Annotated in this window: 18 protein-coding genes; 7 read left to right on the forward strand and 11 right to left on the reverse strand. The window is 54.1% G+C overall.

Translation table 11 applies throughout. The features are described from left to right. Positions 1–2: 2 nt before the first annotated feature. From radA to NTH01S_RS07580, 5 genes are read right to left on the reverse strand one after another with little or no spacing between them, the layout of a single operon-like run. A complete protein-coding gene (radA, locus tag NTH01S_RS07560; protein ID WP_068171895.1) occupies positions 3–1,403 on the reverse strand; it encodes a DNA repair protein RadA in 1,401 nt (466 codons plus the stop codon). A 24-nt stretch (positions 1,404–1,427) separates the two neighbouring features. After that, the gene (locus NTH01S_RS07565; RefSeq protein ID WP_068171897.1) at positions 1,428–1,637 is read right to left on the reverse strand and encodes a hypothetical protein; all 210 of its coding nucleotides are present in this window, start codon (positions 1,635–1,637) and stop codon (positions 1,428–1,430) included. Continuing rightward, complete coding sequence (locus NTH01S_RS07570; RefSeq protein ID WP_068171901.1) at positions 1,634–2,437, reverse strand: ABC transporter ATP-binding protein; 804 nt, start codon at positions 2,435–2,437, stop codon at positions 1,634–1,636. The genes NTH01S_RS07565 and NTH01S_RS07570 overlap by 4 nt, the downstream gene beginning before the upstream one ends. Next, the gene (locus tag NTH01S_RS07575; protein WP_068171905.1) at positions 2,434–3,219 is read right to left on the reverse strand and encodes an MlaE family ABC transporter permease; all 786 of its coding nucleotides are present in this window, start codon (positions 3,217–3,219) and stop codon (positions 2,434–2,436) included. Before NTH01S_RS07575 ends, NTH01S_RS07570 begins: the two co-directional genes overlap by 4 nt. Positions 3,220–3,273: 54 nt before the next feature. Then, positions 3,274–4,461, reverse strand: a complete 1,188-nt coding sequence (locus NTH01S_RS07580; protein WP_068171908.1) for a hypothetical protein — start codon at positions 4,459–4,461, stop codon at positions 3,274–3,276. Positions 4,462–4,706: 245 nt separating this feature from the next. Here NTH01S_RS07580 and NTH01S_RS07585 point away from each other — a divergent pair, with 245 nt between their 5' ends. The 3 genes from NTH01S_RS07585 to cysC all read left to right on the forward strand — a co-directional run bounded on the left by NTH01S_RS07585 (position 4,707) and on the right by cysC (position 8,134). Continuing rightward, positions 4,707–5,387: a phosphoadenylyl-sulfate reductase gene (locus NTH01S_RS07585; protein ID WP_068171911.1), complete on the forward strand. Its 681-nt coding sequence runs from the start codon at positions 4,707–4,709 to the stop codon at positions 5,385–5,387. 69 nt (positions 5,388–5,456) lie between these two features. Beyond that, positions 5,457–6,251, forward strand: a complete 795-nt coding sequence (cysD, locus tag NTH01S_RS07590) for a sulfate adenylyltransferase subunit CysD (RefSeq protein WP_068171978.1) — start codon at positions 5,457–5,459, stop codon at positions 6,249–6,251. 2 nt (positions 6,252–6,253) lie between these two features. Further along, entirely contained in the window at positions 6,254–8,134 is a 1,881-nt protein-coding gene (gene cysC / locus NTH01S_RS07595; RefSeq protein ID WP_068171914.1) for an adenylyl-sulfate kinase, read from the forward strand. Positions 8,135–8,252: 118 nt separating this feature from the next. Here cysC and NTH01S_RS07600 read toward each other — a convergent pair whose 3' ends face one another. After that, positions 8,253–8,582 carry a zinc ribbon domain-containing protein YjdM gene (locus NTH01S_RS07600; RefSeq protein ID WP_068171916.1) on the reverse strand — a complete coding sequence of 110 codons (330 nt, stop codon included), beginning with the start codon at positions 8,580–8,582 and terminating at the stop codon, positions 8,253–8,255. A 143-nt stretch (positions 8,583–8,725) separates the two neighbouring features. Here NTH01S_RS07600 and NTH01S_RS07605 point away from each other — a divergent pair, with 143 nt between their 5' ends. Beyond that, on the forward strand, positions 8,726–9,253 hold the full coding sequence (locus NTH01S_RS07605) for a hypothetical protein (RefSeq protein WP_157070912.1): 528 nt from the start codon (positions 8,726–8,728) through the stop codon (positions 9,251–9,253). A 64-nt stretch (positions 9,254–9,317) separates the two neighbouring features. Here the strand turns inward: NTH01S_RS07605 and NTH01S_RS07610 are convergent, their stop codons facing one another. Both NTH01S_RS07610 and NTH01S_RS07615 read right to left on the reverse strand, forming a co-directional pair. Then, a complete protein-coding gene (locus tag NTH01S_RS07610; protein WP_068171923.1) occupies positions 9,318–10,532 on the reverse strand; it encodes a cation:proton antiporter in 1,215 nt (404 codons plus the stop codon). Between the two features lie 106 nt (positions 10,533–10,638). Continuing rightward, positions 10,639–11,877 carry an MFS transporter gene (locus NTH01S_RS07615; protein WP_084367127.1) on the reverse strand — a complete coding sequence of 413 codons (1,239 nt, stop codon included), beginning with the start codon at positions 11,875–11,877 and terminating at the stop codon, positions 10,639–10,641. A 201-nt stretch (positions 11,878–12,078) separates the two neighbouring features. Here NTH01S_RS07615 and NTH01S_RS07620 point away from each other — a divergent pair, with 201 nt between their 5' ends. Beyond that, on the forward strand, positions 12,079–13,539 hold the full coding sequence (locus NTH01S_RS07620; protein ID WP_068171934.1) for a sugar porter family MFS transporter: 1,461 nt from the start codon (positions 12,079–12,081) through the stop codon (positions 13,537–13,539). Here the strand turns inward: NTH01S_RS07620 and NTH01S_RS07625 are convergent. Together NTH01S_RS07625 and NTH01S_RS07630 are read right to left on the reverse strand one after the other, a co-directional pair. Then, a complete protein-coding gene (locus NTH01S_RS07625) occupies positions 13,515–14,840 on the reverse strand; it encodes a UDP-glucose dehydrogenase family protein (protein WP_174523611.1) in 1,326 nt (441 codons plus the stop codon). The genes NTH01S_RS07620 and NTH01S_RS07625 overlap by 25 nt on opposite strands. Before the next feature lie 302 nt (positions 14,841–15,142). Then, entirely contained in the window at positions 15,143–16,828 is a 1,686-nt protein-coding gene (locus NTH01S_RS07630) for a hypothetical protein (RefSeq protein WP_068171936.1), read from the reverse strand. A 333-nt stretch (positions 16,829–17,161) separates the two neighbouring features. Here NTH01S_RS07630 and pstS point away from each other — a divergent pair, with 333 nt between their 5' ends. Both pstS and NTH01S_RS07640 read left to right on the forward strand, forming a co-directional pair. Further along, positions 17,162–18,169, forward strand: coding sequence for a phosphate ABC transporter substrate-binding protein PstS (gene pstS, locus NTH01S_RS07635; RefSeq protein ID WP_068171940.1), 1,008 nt, complete (start codon positions 17,162–17,164; stop codon positions 18,167–18,169). Between the two features lie 81 nt (positions 18,170–18,250). Continuing rightward, positions 18,251–18,733, forward strand: coding sequence for a hypothetical protein (locus NTH01S_RS07640; protein ID WP_068171943.1), 483 nt, complete (start codon positions 18,251–18,253; stop codon positions 18,731–18,733). 49 nt (positions 18,734–18,782) lie between these two features. Here the strand turns inward: NTH01S_RS07640 and NTH01S_RS07645 are convergent, their stop codons facing one another. Then, positions 18,783–20,480, reverse strand: coding sequence for an alpha-keto acid decarboxylase family protein (locus tag NTH01S_RS07645; RefSeq protein WP_068171946.1), 1,698 nt, complete (start codon positions 20,478–20,480; stop codon positions 18,783–18,785). Positions 20,481–20,636 lie beyond the last annotated feature (156 nt).

Genomic DNA, 20,636 nt, shown 5'->3' on the forward strand with positions numbered 1-20,636 from the left:
AATTATTTATCAGAAGGGGTAAATAATTCTACTAAATCCGTTAAATGTCCGATTTCATGGGAAGATAAGCCAGTAGGCGGCTTTGTACGGGTTGAGCCAGCAGCAACCCGGCGGGGGAGTATTGCGGCATTAAAGCCGAGTTTTGCAGTCTCTTTGAGGCGTAAGTCGGTTTGAGAGACTTGCCGCACTTCTCCGGAGAGGCCGACTTCTCCAAAATAGGCGGCGGTTGGTGATGTCGGGGTGCCGGTTGCGGCAGAGATGAGTGCGGCGGCGACGGCCATATCGGCGGCGGGTTCATTGACGCGCATGCCACCGGCGATATTGAGGTGCACATCCATGGCCGCTAGCTTCAGCCCGCAACGTGCATCCAAGACGGCGAGGAGCATGTTCAAGCGCGCAGTATCCCAACCGACGACAGCACGGCGCGGCGCACCATCTCCCGTTTTTGGAGAAAGAAGAGCCTGAATTTCCAGCAGAACGGGGCGTGTGCCTTCGAGGCCAGCAAAAACGGCTGACCCGGCGATGTTGCCACGGCGTTCGGCCAAGAAGAGGGCGGATGGATTGGGAACTTCGTTGAGTCCTGTATCCGTCATGGCGAAAACGCCAATCTCATCTGTAGCGCCAAAGCGATTTTTGGCGGCGCGGAGGATGCGGAATTGGTGCCCGCGATCACCCTCAAAATACATGACGGCGTCGACCATGTGCTCTAACACGCGAGGGCCTGCGAGTGAGCCTTCTTTGGTGACGTGGCCGATGAGGATCAGCGCAAAGCCGAGTGTTTTTGCAAGACGAATGAGTTCAAAAGCGCAGGCGCGGACTTGGGCGACGGAGCCGGGTGCGCTTTCGATATTTTCCAGCCACATGGTTTGGATGGAATCAATGACGACGACGGTATGTTTGCGTTCGTGCTCCAAGGAGCCAACGATTTCGCCAACATTTATAGAGGCTGCGAGGTCTAGAGAATCCAATGTTTTAGGGTTTTGATCTAAGCCCAGACGTTGGGCACGGATGCGGATTTGGTCCACCGCCTCTTCCCCGGAGACGTATAAAACACGGTGGCCGCTTTGCGCGAGGGCGCAGGTTGTTTGCAGCATGAGGGTGGATTTACCGATGCCGGGATCACCGCCTACGAGTACGACGGAGGCCGGGACGAGGCCACCGCCGAGAACGCGGTCAAGTTCTGCAATGGAGGTGCTGATGCGTGGGGGAGGCTTTACTTCACCATCCAACCGCACGGTATTGAGGCGCCCTGAGCGGAGGTTGCCGGTTTTGCGTGCCGTGGGTTCGGCTGTTTCCTCGACCAGTGAGTTCCATTCACCGCAGGCATCGCATTTACCAGCCCATTTGGGCGTGACGCTGCCGCAGGATTGGCAAACGTAACGAGAGGAAGCTTTGCGTGCCATTGCGGGGGTCTTTGGGGTAAAGGGTTAGGCTTTTGAACGCAAAATCGCACGTGCTAAGGTGCGCGATACGATCATAATGACGACCATACCGACTGCGGGTACGAGAATGCCTGGGTGGGTTTGCATGTAGCGCAAAAGCAAAAATAGCATGGGAATGGCGATCACATAGCTGAGCAGCATACGATAGATGAGCGGCCGCGTGAAAAGTGGGGGACGGTTCCGTTGAGGGATCACTTGCGTGGCTCCATATTGATCGGGCCTTCACGGCGGCCATGTGTGAACTGATCAACCATTGCGTTGCCGGAGTTCATCAGTTCCGTCGCTTTGCCTTTCCAGACGAGTTTGCCTTGGTACAGCATGGCGGCATCGGTGCCGATGCGCTGTGCGGAGGCCATGTCATGAGTGATGGCAATAGCGGTTGAACCAAGTTTTTGGACGCAATCAACAATCAATCCGTCAATGACGGCCCCCATAATGGGGTCAAGTCCCGTGGTGGGTTCATCAAAGAACAAAATATCGGGGCGCCCTGCGATAGCACGGGCAAGGCCTACGCGCTTTTGCATGCCGCCGGAGAGTTCAGACGGTGTAAGTGCACCAATAGACGGAGCGAGTCCGACTTGTTCCAGCAAAGGTTCTGCGAGGGTACGCGCTTGGGATTTGGAGGGCTTAGGCCCACTGCCCGGATGGTGCTTTGCGCGGAGGCCAAATCCGATATTGTCGGCAACGCTCATACTGTCGAACAGAGCCGCATTTTGGAAGAGCATGCCAATCTGGCGGCGGAGGACTTCACGTCGCGCACGTGACGCTGTGAGGATGTTCTCACCATCAATTTCGATGCTGCCGCTATCGGGTTCAATGAGGCCCAAAATACAGCGCAGAAGCACAGACTTCCCGGAACCTGACCCGCCAATAATGACCATGGAGGTGCGCGGCATGACATCAAGGTCAATGCCATCAAGCACAGTCTTAGAACCAAAGGCTTTGGAGAGGCCCCGGATGCGAATTTTTGGGCTCTGGCTCACAGGGTCACTCATTGTGAAAAGAAGAGGTCGGTCAGGAGATAGTCGAATAAGAAGAGCAGAATAGAGGCTCCGACAACGGCCGCCGTTGTGGCTGACCCTACGCCTTCAGCACCGCCACGGCTGTTATAGCCGTGATAGCAGCCCAATAAGGAAATCAGGAAACCAAAGGTCGCAGCTTTAGCGAGGCCGACGACCACATCAATGGTCTTCAGTGCGCTAAGGGTTGCGAGGATATAGGATGACGGAGAAAATCCGAGCTTGGCGACAGAAACTGTGAAGCCACCGAGAACGCCTAAAATATCGGCGATGAGCACTAAGCAGGGGAGTGCTAATGTGCCGGCCAAAAGACGTGGCGTGACCAGATATTTCATGGGGTTGGTAGAGAGTGTACTGAGGGCGTCGATCTGATCGGTGACGCGCATCGTGCCGATTTCAGCGGACATGGCAGCGCCCACGCGCCCTGCCACCATTAGGCCAGCGAGAACGGGGCCGAGTTCACGCGTGACGGCTAGTACGACGATCCCTGCAATAGCGCTTTGTACATGGTATTGTCCGAACCCTGTATAGGATTGCAGAGCAATCACAGCACCAGAGAACAGAGCTGTCAGCGCCACGACCGGTAGCGAGAAGAATCCGATTTCTAGTAGGCTCGTCAAAAAGACGCGGCCATAGAATGGCGGGCGCACGAGGTGCGACAGACCTTCAAGGGCGAAAAGGGCCAAAGCGCCAGCATGGCGGATTAACCCTAGGACGGCGCGACCAATGGCCGCGATGAGTTCGATAACGGCGTTCACTCTTCAGCCACTACCTTGCCTTTGGACTTGCGTCAAAGTTCTACGAATTCTGTATCAATTATGTGACGGTGTGGCGGATGTGTTTGGAGTGGGTGTGGGCTGCTCAGTTTGTGGGGCTGGGGGTGTGACAACGGGAGGGTTGGGGAGTGGTAAATCTGCATGAGGGCGCAAGGAGGGAGGCGGTGTGATGGTGGGCTCTGTTGGCGCTACAGGCAGGCGTGGTGATGTATTGATCATACCGGAGGGAGTGGCTGGCGTGGGTGTTACCGGAGCGATTGGTGTTGATTGTGGTGGTGCCGGGGGCACGATTATTGGCGGCGGCGCAACTGTGGCGGTTGGTGGTATGGGGGCTGAAGGAGTCGGAGCTGTGATTGTGGTGGCGGTTTGCGGTGGTTTAGAGGGGGTAGGCGTAGGTGTGGCGGCTGGTGGCGTTGCTGTTTGTGAGGGTGGGCTATCCCCGACATGCACGGTGCCCGTCCCGGAGCGTACGACAGGGCCGTTGACCTGTGCGACATCGACGGTGCCTGTGCCGTTAGCGGTAATTGTGGCGAGTGATGCACTGCTGGCTAACGCGGCGGAGGCATTATCTGCTGTGACGAGGGTAAGGGCTTCAATCGTGCCTTGAGCGACGTTGAGTGTCGCGCTGTTTGTGAGTTGTGCGGAAAAGGCCGTGAGATTCGCATGGTCTGCGGTGAAGCTCGTATTGCCGGATGCAACGATTTGGGCAGCACGGTCCAGCGTACCGATATGCACGCTGGATGTGCCACGCATGCTCAGGTCGAGTGATTGGATATTGTCGGCTGTTAAGGCGTTGGAATCTAAGCTGGCGTCCAAAGATGCAAGCTTTCCAGTGATGGTGAAGCGTGTATCGTGGCTGTCATGGATAGAAATGCCGGTAATCGGGGAGACGCTAATGGTCAGGCGGCCAGCAGGAGCACAACTGCGTGTGGAGACTGTGATGCGGCTCTCGGCTTCGTCTTTTCCGGTTCGGAGCATCACTTGCGTGGCATTGCTGCTGTCGAGCGTTGCGCCATCCTTCATGGATGGGTCCACAATGATATGCACGGTGCCAGAGCATGGAACGGTAAGGTCTAGGTCCTCTCCAGACATGGTGATGTGTGCGGCATAAGCTGGGAAAGATGCAGCGCTGGCGAGGAGGCTTGTAACCAGTAAAGTGCGTATAAGCGGACGGATAACAGGCCGCAGGTGTGTTGTTATGTGGCGTGTCGTGCGGGATGTCATCCTACGCTCCTTGCGTACCGCTCGTGTGAGGCCAGTTGGTATGGTTGTGGCCGAGTATTTTGTCCAATGAATTTAGCATGAGCGCTCCGTGCTGTCAGGCGGGAGGTTTTTGTATAAAATCACTAAAATAAAAAGTAATACCATATTATATCGTTGAAATTGATGGTGTGACATCTTATGTCTGCCTCAGTCATTGTCGTGCTCTGCGGTGTTCGCCATGCATGACGTTGGATTGGGTGGCGCTTATGTCTCTTTCCCCAACCGAACTGAAAGCCCTTCTGGCTACGCCAGAAGAGGATGTCTTAGCGCGTGTTCTGGCTGAGTTTCGGGGGCGCGTGGCGGTGATTTCGTCTTTTGGTGCTGAGTCGGCAGTGTTGCTGGACTTGGTGGCGCAAAGAGATGCGTCGATACCGGTTTTTTTCTTGGACACGCAAAGACATTTTGCTGAGACATTAGCGTATCGTCATACGCTGACGCAGGCGCTGTCTTTGCAAGATGTGCGCGTGATTGGACCGTCCGCGCTGCAATTACAGACGAGGGACCCGCAGGATCAGCTTGCGGCATTTGATCCTGATGCATGTTGTGCATTGCGGAAAGTGGAACCGCTGGATAGCGTTCTTCCGGAGTTTGATTTGTGGCTGACGGGGCGTAAGCGCAGTCAGGCAAAGACACGGGCGGCTTTGCCTGTTGTGGATGTACAGCCTGATGGGCGGGTGAAGATTAACCCGTTGGCAGGTTGGGGGCCGGAACGAGTGGAAGCGGTGATGCGTACGCGTGGTTTGCCGCGTCATCCACTTGTGGCTCAAGGATATACGTCAATCGGTTGTGCGCCTTGTACGCGTGCGATTGGCGAAGGTGAGGATGCGCGGGCCGGTCGTTGGGCTGGTCTGGCAAAAACGGAATGTGGCATTCATCGCCCGAGTTAAGGGGATGAAGGTGTCATGCAGACGGAGACCAGAATGACCTCGGGCATATCTCAGGCAACGCCTCGTGTTATGGATGATCTTGACCAGTTGGAAGCGCAAAGCATTTTTGTTTTGCGTGAGGCGTATCGGAAATTAAAGCCGCTTTCCTTGCTGTGGTCTTTGGGTAAAGACAGCAATGTGATGGTGTGGTTGGCGCGGAAAGCCTTTATGGGGCGTGTGCCTTTTCCGGTGATGCATGTGGATACGGGGAAGAAGTTCCCGGAAATGTATGCATTCCGTGAAGAATACGCCAAGAAGTGGGATCTGGATTTGATCCTTGGTGATTGCCCGCCTGTTGAAGAGATTGATCCCTCTTTGCCACCGGCTGCGCGTTCGGCTGCGCGTAAAACGGCAGGTCTGGCCAAAATGATCGATAAGCACAAGCTGCGCGGTGTGATCGCGGGTATTCGTCGTGATGAGCAGGCGACGCGCGCAAAGGAGCGTGTGTTTAGCCCGCGTGGTGCAGGCCACCGTTGGGATGTGCGTAATCAGCCGCCGGAGTTCTGGGATCAGTACGCGACGCCGTATGAAGACGGCATGCATATTCGTGTTCACCCGTTGCTGTCATGGCGTGAGATTGACATTTGGCGCTATATTGAGCGCGAAAATATCCCACTGGTTGATTTGTATTTCGCCAAGGGTGGCAAGCGTTACCGTTCATTGGGTGACCAAGACATTACCAGTCCGGTTGAGAGCAATGCGTCCACCGTGGCGGAAGTGATTGCTGAGTTAGAAAACAGCAAGACATCCGAACGTGCTGGCCGGGCCATGGATCATGAATCAGAAGATGCGTTTGAGCGCCTGCGTGTGGCGGGGTATCTGTAAAAATGGGTGATACAATCGTGAATCAAACGCTGGAACAGGCCTATCGCGCGGCTGCAACACCGATTGTGATCGTGGGGCATGTGGACCATGGTAAGTCCACGCTGATTGGCCGTTTGCTCTATGACACTGATAGCCTGCAAGATGGCAAGCTGGCGCAGATTGTGGAGAGTAGCCGTAAACGTGGTCTTGCGGTGGAATGGAGTTTCCTGCTGGATTCCTTGCAGATTGAGCGTGACCAAGGGGTGACGGTTGATTCTACGCGGATTCCGTTCCGTTTGGGGAGCCGTGAATTTGTGATTGTGGATGCGCCGGGCCATCGGCAATTTCTGCGCAACATGATCACGGGTGCGGCAGATGCAGAAGCGGCTGTGCTGGTTGTGGATGCCAAGGAAGGCGCGCAGGAGCAGACGCGCCGCCATGCGCTTTTGCTGCGTTTGATCGGTATTCGTCATGTGATCGTGCTGCTGAACAAAGCGGATATGCTCGGTTTTGATGAAGCGCAGATTGCGCAGGCGGAACGTGATGTTCGTCAGCTTTTAGGTCGTTTGGACATTTCTGTAGAAGCTGTGGTGCCTGCTTCCGCGCGTGATGGTGATAATATTGCCAGCCGCTCCGAGCGCTCTGCTTGGTATAAGGGGCCGACGCTGGTGGAGGCGCTGTCGAATGTGCAGCCACCCGCACCACGTTTGGCCTTGCCGTTCCGTATGCCGGTGCAAGATGTGTATCGTTTTGATGGTGTGCGTTATGTTGCCGGTCGGATTGAGCGCGGGACGGTGCGTCAGGGCGATAAGCTGGCGATTGGCGTGCAGGGGCAAGTGGCAACCGTTGCGGAAGTGTGCCGTTGGCATGCGCCGGAGCATCCTGTGGCGGGAGCAGGTGAGTCCATTGCGCTGCGTTTAGAGCCAGACTTGGTGCCTGATCGTGGGGATTTATTATTCCCTGCCGGGCAGAGCGCGAATGCGCCGATTAAGTCCGCACGGCTGCGCACGCGTCTGTTCTGGCTGCGTGGTGAGCCTTTGCGTGTGGGCGAAAGCTTTACCTTGCGTTTGGCTACGGCAGAGCATGATGTCACTGTGGCGTCGATTGATGCGGTGGTGGATCTGGATGATCTGAGCATGGGGCCGGGTGATACGGTTCAGCCTGACGGGTTTGCAGAGGTCACACTCGCGGCCTCACATGCGCTGTTATTTGATGCGTTTACGCCGGGCCTGGGTGATGGGCGTGGCGTTCTGGTGGATCGCTTCCAGCGTATTGTAGGCGGCGCTCCGTTGATCGGTGAAGCGGAATTGGATGAGGGGGCTTTGGCTATTCATCCGACGGCCAGCCGTGTGTCTGCTGAGGCACAACAGCGTGCGCGCGGGCACCGTAGTGCTGTGTTCTGGCTGACAGGTCTGCCCGGTTCCGGCAAAAGCACGGTGGCGCGTTCTGCTGAGTTGGCTTTGACGGAGCAGGGCGTACAAGCCACCGTGCTGGATGGTGATACGCTGCGTGCTGGTTTGTGCAGTGATCTTGGCTTCTCACCCGAAGATCGTCGAGAGAATATCCGCCGTGCTGCACATGTTGCGAAGATTTTAGCGGAAAGTGGTCAGGTTGTGGTGGTTGCGCTGGTCTCCCCATTGCGGGAAGATCGGGAGCAGGCACGACACATCATCGGTGAAGGTTTCCACGAGGTCTTTGTGGATACGCCATTGGAGACGTGTGAAACACGGGATCCGAAGGGGTTGTATGCGGCCGCACGTTCGGGGAAAATTGCGGAGTTCACGGGGGTTTCTGCTCCGTATGAAGCACCTTTGGAGCCGGAATTGCGCTTGGCGGCGGATTTAAATGAAGAAGAAGCCAGTGGTAGTTTGACGGGGTATGTATTGCGGGCTGTTCAGCCTTAAAATCACATTAGGGGTGCAGTATGTGCTGCGCCCCTGACATGTTTTTTCTGTGAAAAAGAACCAAAAAACGTTTTCTTAAGAGGTTCACGTAAGAATTTATGTATTGGGTTTTGGTCTTTTATGAGACTTTACGTAAAAACTCGGATTTAAGCATATAGCTTCCAGCTTCAATATCATGATCACCGCTACGCAGGCGGATATTTTTGATCTTTGTGCCGACTTTGAGAGCGTTTGATCCACCTTTCACCTTCAAGTCTTTGATGATCATCACGGTATCTCCATCAGCTAGCGGAGTACCGTTGGAATCTCGGATGACGTCTTCATCCGGAGATGTTTCAGCGATATTAGCAGGCCATTCATAGCCGCAAATGTTACAGACATGCTGGGCGTCTTGAATGTGGTTGTCTTCAAGGGTGCATTGTGGGCAGGTGGGTGTCGTTGTGCTCATAAGGGGTGTGTGTACGCGGTGAGTGTTTGCAAGACAATATATTCGCTTTCGAAATAATTTAGACGTATAAGAAAAATACTCTTTTATTGGAGAATATGATGATGCGTTTGAAGAGATGTTTTCTTATCGTATTAATGTGTGCATTGTCTCATCAGGCCGTTTATGCGGCCGATAATAAAATCTTACAAAAAATGTTTGATGATGATCAGGCTGCGCGCAATGCTGATGATATCAATTGGAAGGCACTTAACGTTCAAGATGCGCAACGCCGCGCTAGGCTGACTGAGCTCTTGCAGGCTGGTGATTTAAAAACGGGACGTGATTATTATAATGCGGCCTTTATTGAACAGCATGGGCATAAACCCGAGGATTATTTGCGGGCGCATTGTCTTGCCGTAACCGCGCTAATGTTGGGATATAAACCTGCACGGTGGATCAGTGCTGCGACGTTGGATCGTTATTTGGTTTTTACCGGGCATGCACAAATTTACGGCACTCAATCATCGGGGAAGGTGCCGAAAGACCCGACGGCGGAGATGGAAATGTCCCAAGAGCCTTATGATCGGTCGGTGTTGACGGATGATATGCGGCGGATGTCAGGTGTGCCGGGTATTCCAGAACAAGAACGGAATATGAAAGCGGGTATTTACCATCAGTCTTTGGATGACTGATTGCGCGTGGTGGGTAAGGCTGGGTGTGGCGCAGGGGAAAAGGGCCTGCGCCACACTCCTAGGGTTATGTTGTTTTTTTACGGGGCGCGACTAGCTTGAAGAGTGGGCCGGTGAGTGTGGTGGAAATCACCGCCAAGATCATGAGTGATGCAAAAGCAAATTCTGACAGCATGCCTTGCGCGTGCAGAATGGTTGCGGCCACGATTTCCATTAATCCCTTACATTGCAGGAGTGCGCCGACGCTCAGGGACTGACGCAAGGTCAGGCCTTTTGTCGGTGGGAAAATGCAGACGGCGGCAATTTTTGTCACGATTGAAACAGCCACGAGCGCCAGAGATGCAATGACGGATGGCCATGTCAGGGCATCGCCATCAATCTTCAAGCCGCTATGACCGAAGAACATTGGTGCAAGCCAGATCAAAGAGAATGTGCCGACCTGTGCAATAGGGAGGCGGCGCGCCCATGAGGGCGGCATAATCGCGCCAGCAAAATAAGCCCCGATAAGTTCATGCAGCCCGAGCTGCATGCTCGCCCAAGACCCCGCAGCGAGATATACGGGAACGGTTACCCAAATGAGCCATGAGGGTGGGTTGCGCAGGTGCCGTGATGCCCAGTTTCCACCTGCTGCTAACGCAATGAGTAAAAGAACGGCTAGCCCCTCAAGGCCGGTCCAGCCATGGAGGGCAGCACTCCCGCGTGCAGCAAACTGAAGAACGGCCAGGCCAACCCATAACGTCGCGTCATCAATGACAGCGAGTTTGAGCGCTAATTGGCCGAGGGGTTTTTGAGCCGGTTTTAATTCACGGACTACACCGATCAACACCGGTAAGGCACTGACAGCAATACATAAGCCAATGGATGCGGCTGCAATGAGAGGCGTTGCGTGTGGTGGGTGCCAGCCCGGTAAGGGGAGTAGGTAGGTCAGTGCAAAAATGGAACCAATGATGAAGGGGCCACCTAAGGCGACAAAAGCACCGCCAATCAAGCGCCCAAGAGTGGGGGCAGGGAGTTCATCGCTGGCAAGCGTACCGGCGGGCTGTTGCCACATTTCTAATCCTGCTGTGAACGCAAGGACGAGAACGGCCACCCAGCCGATATCATTGCCATAGATGGATGGAATACCGAGCGTTTTTACCGGCACGTGCCAGACGGCCATGAGTATTCCGACCAATATAGGTAAGACCGCAATCGGTAATGCGCGGTTTGTTATGCGCCATAAAATCCAAGGAAATAGAACAAATAGTGCAGCATCAGCGACTAGAGCGGCAACGTTATGCATTGAATCTTTCCAGTTGCTCGTTTGGATGCTGAGTTTATGGGAAATCTTCCCGTATATGCAAATTATAGAGAGAAAATGGTCTTTTCGGGTATGAAAAAAGGGAAGTCTAAGAGGGCTTTTTAGGTCCCGTCATACTGCCGATTGTGACGGCGATGTAGCAAGAGAGTGCACCCAAGGCGATGGCCCAACGTGGCCCGAATGTGTCGGCCACCCAGCCTGCTATTGGGGCGCCAATAGGTGTGCCACCGAGGACAACCCCGATCCGAAGTGCAATGACGCGGCCACGATAGGCGGGTTCTGTGGCGAGTTGCATGAGTGTGTTTGAGGTGTTGGTGAACAGTAATGCAGCGATACCAATGCTGATAATGGTTGCGCCGAAAAGCCAGTATGTGGGGGCTAGGGCGGCGGCAGTACAACTAATACCGAGTAAGCCTGCGGCGAAAAGGAGGCTACGGTAGCGGTTTTTATGGTGAAAGCCACTTAAGGTTGCGCCAATAACGGAACCAACCGCCATGATGGATGAGAGCAAACCATAACGCCCTGCATTGGCATGGAATACGTGCACGGCCATGGTGGCGACAAAGAGGGACATGTTCAGGGCAAAAGTCCCGATGAGGGCGAGCATTATGAGCGTAGAGCGCAGTTCATTCTTGCGCCATGCATAATGCAGGCCGTCCAAAAAACGTTGGTTTTGAGTGTGCTGTCGTACGGCGTTACGTTTTACACGAAGTAAGAATAAGGATCCGAGGACGGCAAAAAAGGATGCGCCGTTGATGAGAAAGGTCCAGCCTGTACTGGTGGCGCTGATGATGGCACCGCCAACGGCTGGGCCGATAAAACGGGCAGCATTAAAAGAAATGGAGTTAAAGGAAACGGCCGCAGGCAAGGCGGTATCTCCCACGAGGTCTCCGATAAAAACTTGGCGTACGGGGGCATCAAAAGAGGCTGCCGTACCGAAGAGGAAAGTGAGGATATATAAGCCCCACCGATCAATGTGGTGGGTGATGGTAAGGGTGCCAATGAGTAAGGCCAAAATGGCCATCATGCTTTGTGTTATGATGAGGAGGCGCCGTCTGTCGTAACGGTCTGCTAAAGTGCCGGTCCATGGCAGGAAGAGAATGGGTGAAATAAATTGTAGGGCGATCACAGTCCCCAAGAGGGATGCGCTGTGGTGGGGGAGTTCTGTGAGGGCTAACCAATCTTGCCCTGTGCGTTGTACCCATGTGCCGATATTGGACACAAAAGTTCCAGCAGCCCAGAGGGCATAATCTCGTTGTTTGAAAAGCAGAAATTGCTGTGGGGGGGCGTGTTGTTTGCAGGGGGAACGCTGCAAAATGCGGAGCATGGTGTGCGCGTCCTTTGATCTTGGGCGGGTACATCAGCACTGATGGGGGCGCGGGGCTAGTTCATCATAGTGTGAGGTGGAGGGAAAGGCTGGGTGGTCTTTTGATGCTGCTGCGCGCGAAAATGTGAGGTGCTTTCTATGTCTGTAGCGTTAAAGATATCAGTATAGATAGTGATTCGCCACTCGGCGGAGGGTTCAAACATGACAAAAGCACTCGATATCTCCAGGACATTAAGAGGAGATTCGCTCAGTACGTTTATTGCGACCATTTCAGCAACGGGCGGTTTGTTGTTCGGGTATGATACCGGCATCATCTCGTCTGCTCTGTTGCAAATACGGACGCAATTTCATCTCAGTACGCTGGGTGCTGAAGTTGTGACATCGACGATTATCTTCGGGGCGCTTGTGGGGTGCCTTGGTGCGGGGCCGATTTCTGACCGGTTTGGTCGGCGTAAAACAATTATGCTGGCAGCAGCTTTGTTTATCGTAGGAACGATTGGCGCGGCGGCGGCCAGTAGTGTTCAGGTCTTGTCCTCTTCACGTCTTGTACTAGGCCTTGCTATTGGTGCAGCCTCTCAGATTGTACCGATTTATATTGCAGAAATTTCTCCGGCCCATCGGCGAGGGCGTTTGGTTGTCGCGTTCCAGCTCGCTGTGGTGATGGGTGTTACTTTCTCATTTTTGACGGGATATGCATTGCAGCATGCCAGTTGGCGCTGGATGTTCGGTATTGGCATGCTTCCGGCGGTTATTTTGTTTGTTGGGATGGCCTTTTTGCCGAATAGCCCGCGCTGGCTTGCCATGCAGGGGCGTCATGATGAAGCGTTAGAGGTGTTGCTGCGTGTGCGGAGTTCGGCCGAAGTCGCTCATGATGAACTGCATGATATTGTTTCTCATCAAGATAAACAGGCACCGTGGTCTGAGTTGAAAAAACCTTGGGTACGTCCTGCTTTGGTGGCTTCTGTCGGGATTGCGCTTTTGTGTCAGCTTACGGGCATTAATGCGATTATGTATTATGCACCGACCATTTTTGCGGGGGCTGGGTTTGGTGAATCGACAGCGCTTTTGACGTCGGTGGCCGTTGGTTTGGCGATGGTCGGGGCCACCTTCTTCGGTGGGTGGGCTGTGGATCGTTGGGGACGTCGTACGCTGATTTTGCGTATGCTTCCGGGGGCTGCACTGTCTTTAGTGATATTGGGGCTGATGTTTGCGCTGCATATGACCCATGGCTGGGGAGCTTGGGTCATGGTGCTGTCGCTGATGGCCTATACGGTGTTTAATACGGGCAGTTTGTCGGTAGCAATTTGGCTTGTGGGCGCTGAGGTTTATCCATTGTCGTGCCGGAGTAAAGGGATGAGCCTTGTGGCAGGTAGCCATTGGGGGGCTGACTTACTAATCTCGTTAACTACCCTGACCCTCGTGCGTGAATTGGGGGCGGATATGACATTTTGGTTGTATGCGGCGGTGAATGCGTTTGCGGTGTGGTTTGTTCTGCGTTATGTGCCGGAAACGAAGGGTTATTCCCTTGAGGAATTAGAGGCTCGTTTGCGTAATGGGACGTTTGCTCCGGTAGATCGGGCGCGCCATCCGAGCCGTCTTCGGAAGCACCTTCCAAAGACGAGCACAGACCACATGCATCATGGACGCCCGACGGAACTGTAATCGAAGCCAGCTTCGCGCATGATGTGGGGGCTCCAGATGTTGCGCAGGTCAACAATCACGCGCCCCCGCATCATCTCTTTTAGGCGTTCCGGGTCTAATGCACGGAACATATTCCACTCCGTTAAAACGACCAGTGTATCGGCACCTTGAGCTGCGTCGAGCGCATTATGGCAGTATTGCAGCCCTTCCGGGAGGAGTGGGCGTGCTGCGCTCATCCCTTCAGGATCAAAGACGCGCAGGGTGGCGCCTTGCTCATGTAAGGTTTGGAGGATGGGTAAAGATGCGGCTTCGCGCATATCATCGGTATCGGGTTTGAAGGTGAGCCCGAGAACGGCAATGGTTTTTCCTTGGACGGAGCCACCAGAGCGGGTGATGATTCGTTCGGCCATTTCCTCTTTGCGGCGTTCATTGATACGTACGGTGGTATCAACGAGCTGTGCGGGGGCTCCTGCATCTTGAGCAATGGCGCTGAGGGCGCGGGTATCTTTTGGGAAGCATGAACCACCATAGCCGGGGCCGGGGTTCAAGAAGCGTTTTCCGATGCGTTGATCAAGCCCCATACCGCGTGCCACATCATGGATATTGCCTCCCACTTTTTCGCAAAGATCAGCCATCTCATTGATGAATGTGACCTTCATCGCCAAGAAAGCATTGGCCGCATATTTGGTGAGTTCGGCCGTTTCGAGGTCCGTAAAGACGATGGGGGCTTCAATAAGGGAGAGGGGACGATACAGGCGGCGCATCAGTTCGGTTGCGCGTGCGCCATTGTCGTGTGTGTCTTGGTTGATGCCGATAATCACACGGTCGGGGCGCATAAAGTCGCCAATCGCGTTGCCTTCTCGTAGGAATTCTGGGTTCGACGCGACGTCAAAAGCAAGGTCGGGCCGTGTTTCTTTGAGGATGCGTGCGACTTCGCGGCCAGTCCCAACAGGGACGGTTGATTTCGTGACGACGAGCAGATCTTTGTGAGCTGCTAATGCGATTTCGCGTGTGGCAGCATAGACATAGGTTAAGTCTGCATGGCCGTCGCCCCGGCGGGTGGGGGTGCCTACAGCAATGAAGACGGCATCTGCATCGGCTATAGCCTCAGCGAGGTCATGACCAAAAGTAAGGCGCCCTGCTTGGGTATTGTTGGAGACGATCGTGTCTAGGCCGGGTTCAAAAATAGGGATACGGCCTTCACGCAGGGCCGTGAGTTTCTTTTCATCTCGTTCAACGATTGTGACATCTGTACCGAATTCGGCGAAGCATGCGCCTGAAACGAGCCCGACATAACCGCCGCCGATCATAGCGATACGCATAAAGAAATCTCTCCGTCAGTCTGACTGTAGTCCATAGCTGACGGAGGGATGGGGGGGAAGTCATTGGTAATGTGAAGGTTTTTTTGGGCTGCTTCTTTTTTCGAAAAAAAGCAGCGAAAAGGCTTTTTGAAAATGTGAAATGGAATGACTGGCTGATGGTTTTTTATTGTATATGGGTCTTTGAGTGTGGAGGTCTGTCCACAGAACCCGCAGAAGCTCAAATTATAAGAAGTTTCGGCTCTTCGTGGTGATAGAGAGCAGCCCAACCCCTTTGAGAAGAGGTTGAACTGCGTAGAGTGTTATTAGTTGAACGGCATGTAACGCAGGGACATCATAACCATGTTGTCGTCTGTATGTGGGCGGCCGCCAACACCAGAGAATGAGTCGACATAGGTATAAGAGTACTGACCACCGATACGCACGGTACCGTAGTCACCCTTCATGTAGTCATACCAGAAGCCTGCGGTTGCTTGTACAACGGTGCGAACGTTGCTGCTTGCTGCGCAGAGGGTGGACATCTCGGTGTTGCAACCCGTCATGTTTGCGAGTGGGCTGCCATAACCGTAAGCCTTACCGCCAGAGGTGAAGGCTTCACGTGATGTCACGCGTTCTGCACCGGCATAACCGTAAAGCTTAAGGGCTTTGGTTGGGTTGCCGTAAACGCCGAACAGGATATTGGCTTCAGGCAGAGCTTTTGGTGCACCTGTTGGGCTGAAGGTGAAATCGGGGATATTGGATGTGCCGTAACGGCCCAAGCCAACGCCCGCTAAGCCAGAGGCTTGGAAGTACAACTTCTTGTCGATGATTGGTAGGATCATGCCACCACCGCCACCACCAGCAACGGTTGTTTGGTTTTGGCCTGCGCCGGTTGTGCTGACGCGGTCATGGAAGAAGCGCAACAGGCCGGTGAGTTCGTAGTGACCCCAGCCTGGGTCAGCCGCGACCTTAGCAATGACGTCAGGTGCGATGTCTGTGGCGTACCATGTGTCCGGGTTGTTCACATTCGTGCCTGTTACGCGGTACGTGACGTTGCTTTGAAGAGGTGTGCCAGCAGGAACGGAGGATGGATTTTCGAGAGATAGCGCGATGTGATAGCGGCTGTTATCGAAGCCCTTTACGATGCGGAGCTGGCTGTTACGGGTCCAGTTAAAGCCCGGAACATATTGTGCTTCGATGGTGAGCGGGATTTGTTCATCACGCGCCGACAGACCTTTGTTGTACAGCGTGATAAGAGACCAGCTTTGACCACCAAGAATTTGCAGGTCGTCCGCTTTGTCTTTCAGCTCACCGTAGAATACGCGGGCACGCAGAACGTAGGAGTTAGACTGGCGGGAGTTGGAAGCAGAGCCTGCGCCTTGGAAATCGGTCTCGACATACCCGTCGGCTTCAAGTTTTGGGGTGATCATGCCTTCCACCAAGGCGGCCAAACGGCTTTGACGTTCGGTTTGGTGGAATTCCGTCATGTTATGTGTTGGGCTATTGCCCCATGGAATGGCGTTGTAGCCTGTGGAGATATCCGAACCGGTGTTGCGTGAACGCCAGATGCCTGCGGCTTCAGCAAAACCACCCAATGTGATGCGTACGCCGCCAACTTGGATTTGCCCACGGCGCAGAGGGCCATACAGGCTAGAATGTGCCGCAGGTGTGCCGGTGATTTCACCATAAGGCGTGCCGGCGGTGCGTGCCGGTGCGAGTGTTGGCTGTGCTACAGCCCAGCTACCTTGGCCGTTTTGTCCGACCATGGAGGCGCGTGTGCCGTAGGGGTTGTTTTCAGCATCTTCACGCTGATGTGCCAGCACTGCGCGTGCGCGCTTTACTTCTTCAGCATGCTCTTTTTTCATTGAGTTCAGTTGGGCCTGCATGGTGCGAATTTGACGCTCCATGATTTCCATTTGGTCTGCTGCATGGGCTGGTGGAGCAAAGCTCCCCAAAATAGCCAAAGCAGAAGTGGCGAGAAGTGCGCTGGTCCGGCGGAGTGAGTGGGTCATTGCCGCGTATGCTTCCTTCACATCAAATAGTGTGTGTGCGTGTTCTTCTCGGCGAATTATCGGATTTAGGAGGCGACGAACCGCGAAGGTTTCATGGCAGATACATGACAGTTTTGTGACAAAAATTACGTTTTTCGCGTATTACTGCGTTATTCTTCGTGTGAAATTATTTTTATTAATGACAAAAATCGCTCTCTTTAGCGTGTACTGTGACGAAACTGCCACTCTTTCTTGTGGGTGTCACGAAACTATCATGGAACTGCGGCTGTTGTGGGAAACACCCGCAGGCTAGGATGGGTACACGTTTTCAAATATCTTGACAGAGGGTTTCCCATGATTAAGAGCAAAATTGCGCTTTTGGGCTTTGCCGCTATGACGGCGCTTGGTGCATTCTCTGCACAAGCAGCAGATATTACGGGTGCAGGTTCTAGCTTTGCTGCGCCGATTTATGGTGCATGGGGCCAAGCTGCGAAAACCCAAATTGGTGTTACGGTGAATTACCAGAGCGTTGGCTCTAGCGCTGGTCAGGATCAGGTCATCGCACGTACCGTTGATTTCGGTGCATCTGACAAGCCGATGAATGCGGAACGCTTGACGAAGGAACATCTGTTCCAATTCCCAACGGTGATGAGTGGTATCGTTGTTGTTGCTAATGTGCCGGGCGTGAAGCCGGGTTCACTGCACCTCGATGGTCCGACGATTGCGGCATTGTTCGATGGTGAGATCAGCACTTGGAATGATGATCGTATCAAGGCCCTGAACCCAGGTGTGGATCTGCCAGATACGGATGTTGCTCCGGTACACCGTGCTGATGGTTCCGGTACGAGCTTTGTGTTCACGTCCTACCTGTCACAAGTCTCTCCAACGTGGAAAGAAAAGCTGGGGGCTGGTACGTCCATCGCATGGCCGGGTGGTTCAGGCGCACGTGGCAATGATGGCATTGCGGCTATGGTGAAGCAGACAGAAGGTGGCATCGGGTATGTTGAGTACTCTTATGCTGCTCAGAACCATCTGAACATTGCGCAAATTCGTAACCATGCGGGCAAGTTCGTTTCCCCTTCTTTGAAGGGCTTTGTTGAAGCAGCGCAATCTGCTGACTGGACTGGCGCCTCTAATTACGCTGTGAACCTTCTGGATACAGCAGGTGCAGGTGCATGGCCAATCGTGACGGCAACATTCGTACTGGTTCCTACGAACCCGACGAATGCTGAGAATGCAGCGGCTGTTCGTAAGTTCTTCACTTTTGGTTTTGAACATGGCGATGCTGATAATGTTCGCCTTGAATATGTTGGTTTGCCAGCATCTGTGAAGCAGAGCGTATTGGCGCATTGGCCACAATAAGCACTCTTTTTCTTGGAGTGTTTGTGCGAAAAGCGGGTTCCGAAAGGGCCCGCTTTTTTTGTGTTGGAGAGGAATGATGTGATGGCGCTTCGTGCTGGTGCATTCTTTCTGAGTGTTTTCTTTTTACCTTCTGTCGTGTTGGCGGACTCCGCGTCATTAACCGCAGAAGAAGCTGCTGTTGCGGCGCGTATTGAACCTCATGGTGTGGTGGGGGAGTTTACGATGGCAGTTTGTAGGACGGGCCATGTACATGGGGCCGTCTTCTTGGATTCCCGCAAGAATTACCGGGATCAGAAAACGCTGATTATTGAGATTCCTGATACGGTCGTGCAGCGTACGGGTTTGACGCCGGAGCAAGTGCAAGAGCGTTATTTAGGCCGGCGTATTCGTGTCAGCGGATGGGCGCGGCGTGTACCGATCGGTGTTCATGATGCCCAAGGGAATGTGGTGCTGACTTATGATCAAATTCAGGTGCATATGAGCACACTGGATGATGTGCGGTTGGATGGCCTTCAGCGTGATGCCACCCTTTGTCATGACGACAAAACGCCGCTGGTCTCATAAAGACCAACGGCGTTGTCCTACCAGCCGCAATAAGACGGTTTATACGGCGTTAGGCTTGTGGTTTCCGGGAGTTGGCCTTGGCGACTTGCTTGCCCCATTCTACGAGCTCTTTTGAACAATCGGCACGGTCCAGACGGCACTCAATGAGGGTTGGGCCGCGTGTATGTTTTTGAGCTTCTGCGATAGCGGCTTTAAGCTCGGCGCCTGTTGTGGCTGTCAGGCCGAGGGCCTTTCCACCGCGTAGTGAGCCGTCTTCTGCGCCGGTGCCGCCATTGAAGGCATCCATCAGCTTCGCGTAGTTCCAGTTTTGGATGTAGTTATATGGCCCGTCATGGATTTTGATTTCAATGACATAGCCGAAGTTATTGATCAGGAAGATGATGACCGGCACTTCGTAGCGGATCATCTGAGCGACTTCCTGAGCCGTCAGTTGGAAAGAACCATCGCCCACCATCAGCACATGTTTGCGCTCCGGTGCAGCAACAGCACTACCGAAGACGGATGGAACACTCCAGCCGATATGGCCCCATTGCATTTCAGATTCGACGCGTGCGCCTTCTGGCAGGGTCATGCGTGTTGCGTTGAACCAAGAATCGCCTGTTTCAGCAAAGAGCGTGGTGTCACTATCGACCAAGGCGTTGATCTGACGTGTCAGTTCATCGTTGGTCAGCTTGGCGTCTGGTGCGGCAGGGGCAATTGTCAGAGGTGTATAAGAATCTTTGGCTGAAGAGGGCTTGGACGGTGCTTTTGCGGCCAAAGCGCTGACAAAGGCTTTGAGTGGGATGCTGGCGAATTGTTGGTTATCGACTGTGACACTCTCTGGGTTCACTTCGATGACGTTTTCGCCACGGATCAGTTTGCGCCAGCCGACTGATGCGTAGTCATTCCAGACGGGGCCGAGTGTGATGACGCCGTCAGCGCCTTCAACAATCTTCTCGGTGCCTTTGCTGCTGACTTCACCCCAATAAACGCCTCGGTATAGAGGGTGTGCTTCTGAGAAGAGGCCCTTGGCTGCGCTCATTACGGTGACGGCACAGCCGAGGCGTTCTGCCAGTGTGACGGTTTCTTCGAGTGCTTCGGCTGATTTGAGTTTGTTGCCGACCAGAATGACCACTTTCTCGCGTTTTTCGAGGAACGCTAAGCTGGCATCCAGAGCGGCGCTCAGGCTGGTGTCATCAACGGGTTGGCTAGAGAAGAGTGCTGAAATCGGGCCGGGGCGTACGCAAGGGGATGCTGCGATGTTGCAGGCAATTTCAAGGTAGGCAGGTTTCTTCTCGCGCAGGGCCGTGCGGATGACGTGGTCGATCTGTGCCGGTGCATTTTCGGGAGAAACGATGATTTCAGCTGCAACGGTAACGTGCCGCACCATTTCGCGCTGATAGGAGTAATCCGTCAGCCCGATTGTGTGGTGAAGAACGTGGCCGGAACCGTGATCATTGGTGTTTGGCGCGCCGGAAACAAGGATAACGGGCAGGTTCTCAGCGTAAGCGCCACCGATGCCGTTCATGGCGGAAATCGCGCCTACGCTGAAGGTCACGATGGCGCAGGCTGCACCGTTGGAGCGTGCATAGCCTTCAGCAGAGAAGCTGCAGTTTAGCTCGTTACAGCTATAGATTTGTTCCGTACCGCCGTGCTCGATCAGTTGGTCGAGCAGGACTAGGTTATAGTCCCCGGCCACGGCGAAGTGATGCTTGAGCCCGATCTGTGTCAGGCGTTCTGCGAGGTAATGTCCGACGGTGAACGTCATAATCTTCAGTGCCTCATTGACCGCGCGGGCGTGACCGGAAAGCATGGAGTGCATGATTCGGTGTGCGACACGGCGGGGAAGCGCGACAAGCCGTCAGGATTGGCGGCGCCATCTGCGCGGGATTGAAAATGAAGGGCGCGAATAGAACGGTCCAAG

The organism is Neokomagataea thailandica NBRC 106555 (assembly GCF_001598495.1).
Taxonomy (GTDB): Bacteria; Pseudomonadota; Alphaproteobacteria; order Acetobacterales; family Acetobacteraceae; genus Gluconobacter; species Gluconobacter thailandicus_A.

Coding starts and splice junctions, on each gene's coding strand:
- radA (WP_068171895.1), bottom strand. CDS start 1,403: ATGGCACGCAAAGCTTCCTCTCGTTACGTTTGCCAATCCTGCGGCAGC.
- NTH01S_RS07570 (WP_068171901.1), bottom strand. CDS start 2,437: ATGAGTGACCCTGTGAGCCAGAGCCCAAAAATTCGCATCCGGGGCCTC.
- NTH01S_RS07580 (WP_068171908.1), bottom strand. CDS start 4,461: ATGACATCCCGCACGACACGCCACATAACAACACACCTGCGGCCTGTT.
- NTH01S_RS07585 (WP_068171911.1), top strand. CDS start 4,707: ATGTCTCTTTCCCCAACCGAACTGAAAGCCCTTCTGGCTACGCCAGAA.
- cysD (WP_068171978.1), top strand. CDS start 5,457: ATGGATGATCTTGACCAGTTGGAAGCGCAAAGCATTTTTGTTTTGCGT.
- cysC (WP_068171914.1), top strand. CDS start 6,254: ATGGGTGATACAATCGTGAATCAAACGCTGGAACAGGCCTATCGCGCG.
- NTH01S_RS07600 (WP_068171916.1), bottom strand. CDS start 8,582: ATGAGCACAACGACACCCACCTGCCCACAATGCACCCTTGAAGACAAC.
- NTH01S_RS07610 (WP_068171923.1), bottom strand. CDS start 10,532: ATGCATAACGTTGCCGCTCTAGTCGCTGATGCTGCACTATTTGTTCTA.
- NTH01S_RS07615 (WP_084367127.1), bottom strand. CDS start 11,877: ATGCTCCGCATTTTGCAGCGTTCCCCCTGCAAACAACACGCCCCCCCA.
- NTH01S_RS07620 (WP_068171934.1), top strand. CDS start 12,079: ATGACAAAAGCACTCGATATCTCCAGGACATTAAGAGGAGATTCGCTC.
- NTH01S_RS07625 (WP_174523611.1), bottom strand. CDS start 14,840: ATGCGTATCGCTATGATCGGCGGCGGTTATGTCGGGCTCGTTTCAGGC.
- NTH01S_RS07630 (WP_068171936.1), bottom strand. CDS start 16,828: ATGACCCACTCACTCCGCCGGACCAGCGCACTTCTCGCCACTTCTGCT.
- pstS (WP_068171940.1), top strand. CDS start 17,162: ATGATTAAGAGCAAAATTGCGCTTTTGGGCTTTGCCGCTATGACGGCG.
- NTH01S_RS07640 (WP_068171943.1), top strand. CDS start 18,251: ATGGCGCTTCGTGCTGGTGCATTCTTTCTGAGTGTTTTCTTTTTACCT.
- NTH01S_RS07645 (WP_068171946.1), bottom strand. CDS start 20,480: ATGACGTTCACCGTCGGACATTACCTCGCAGAACGCCTGACACAGATC.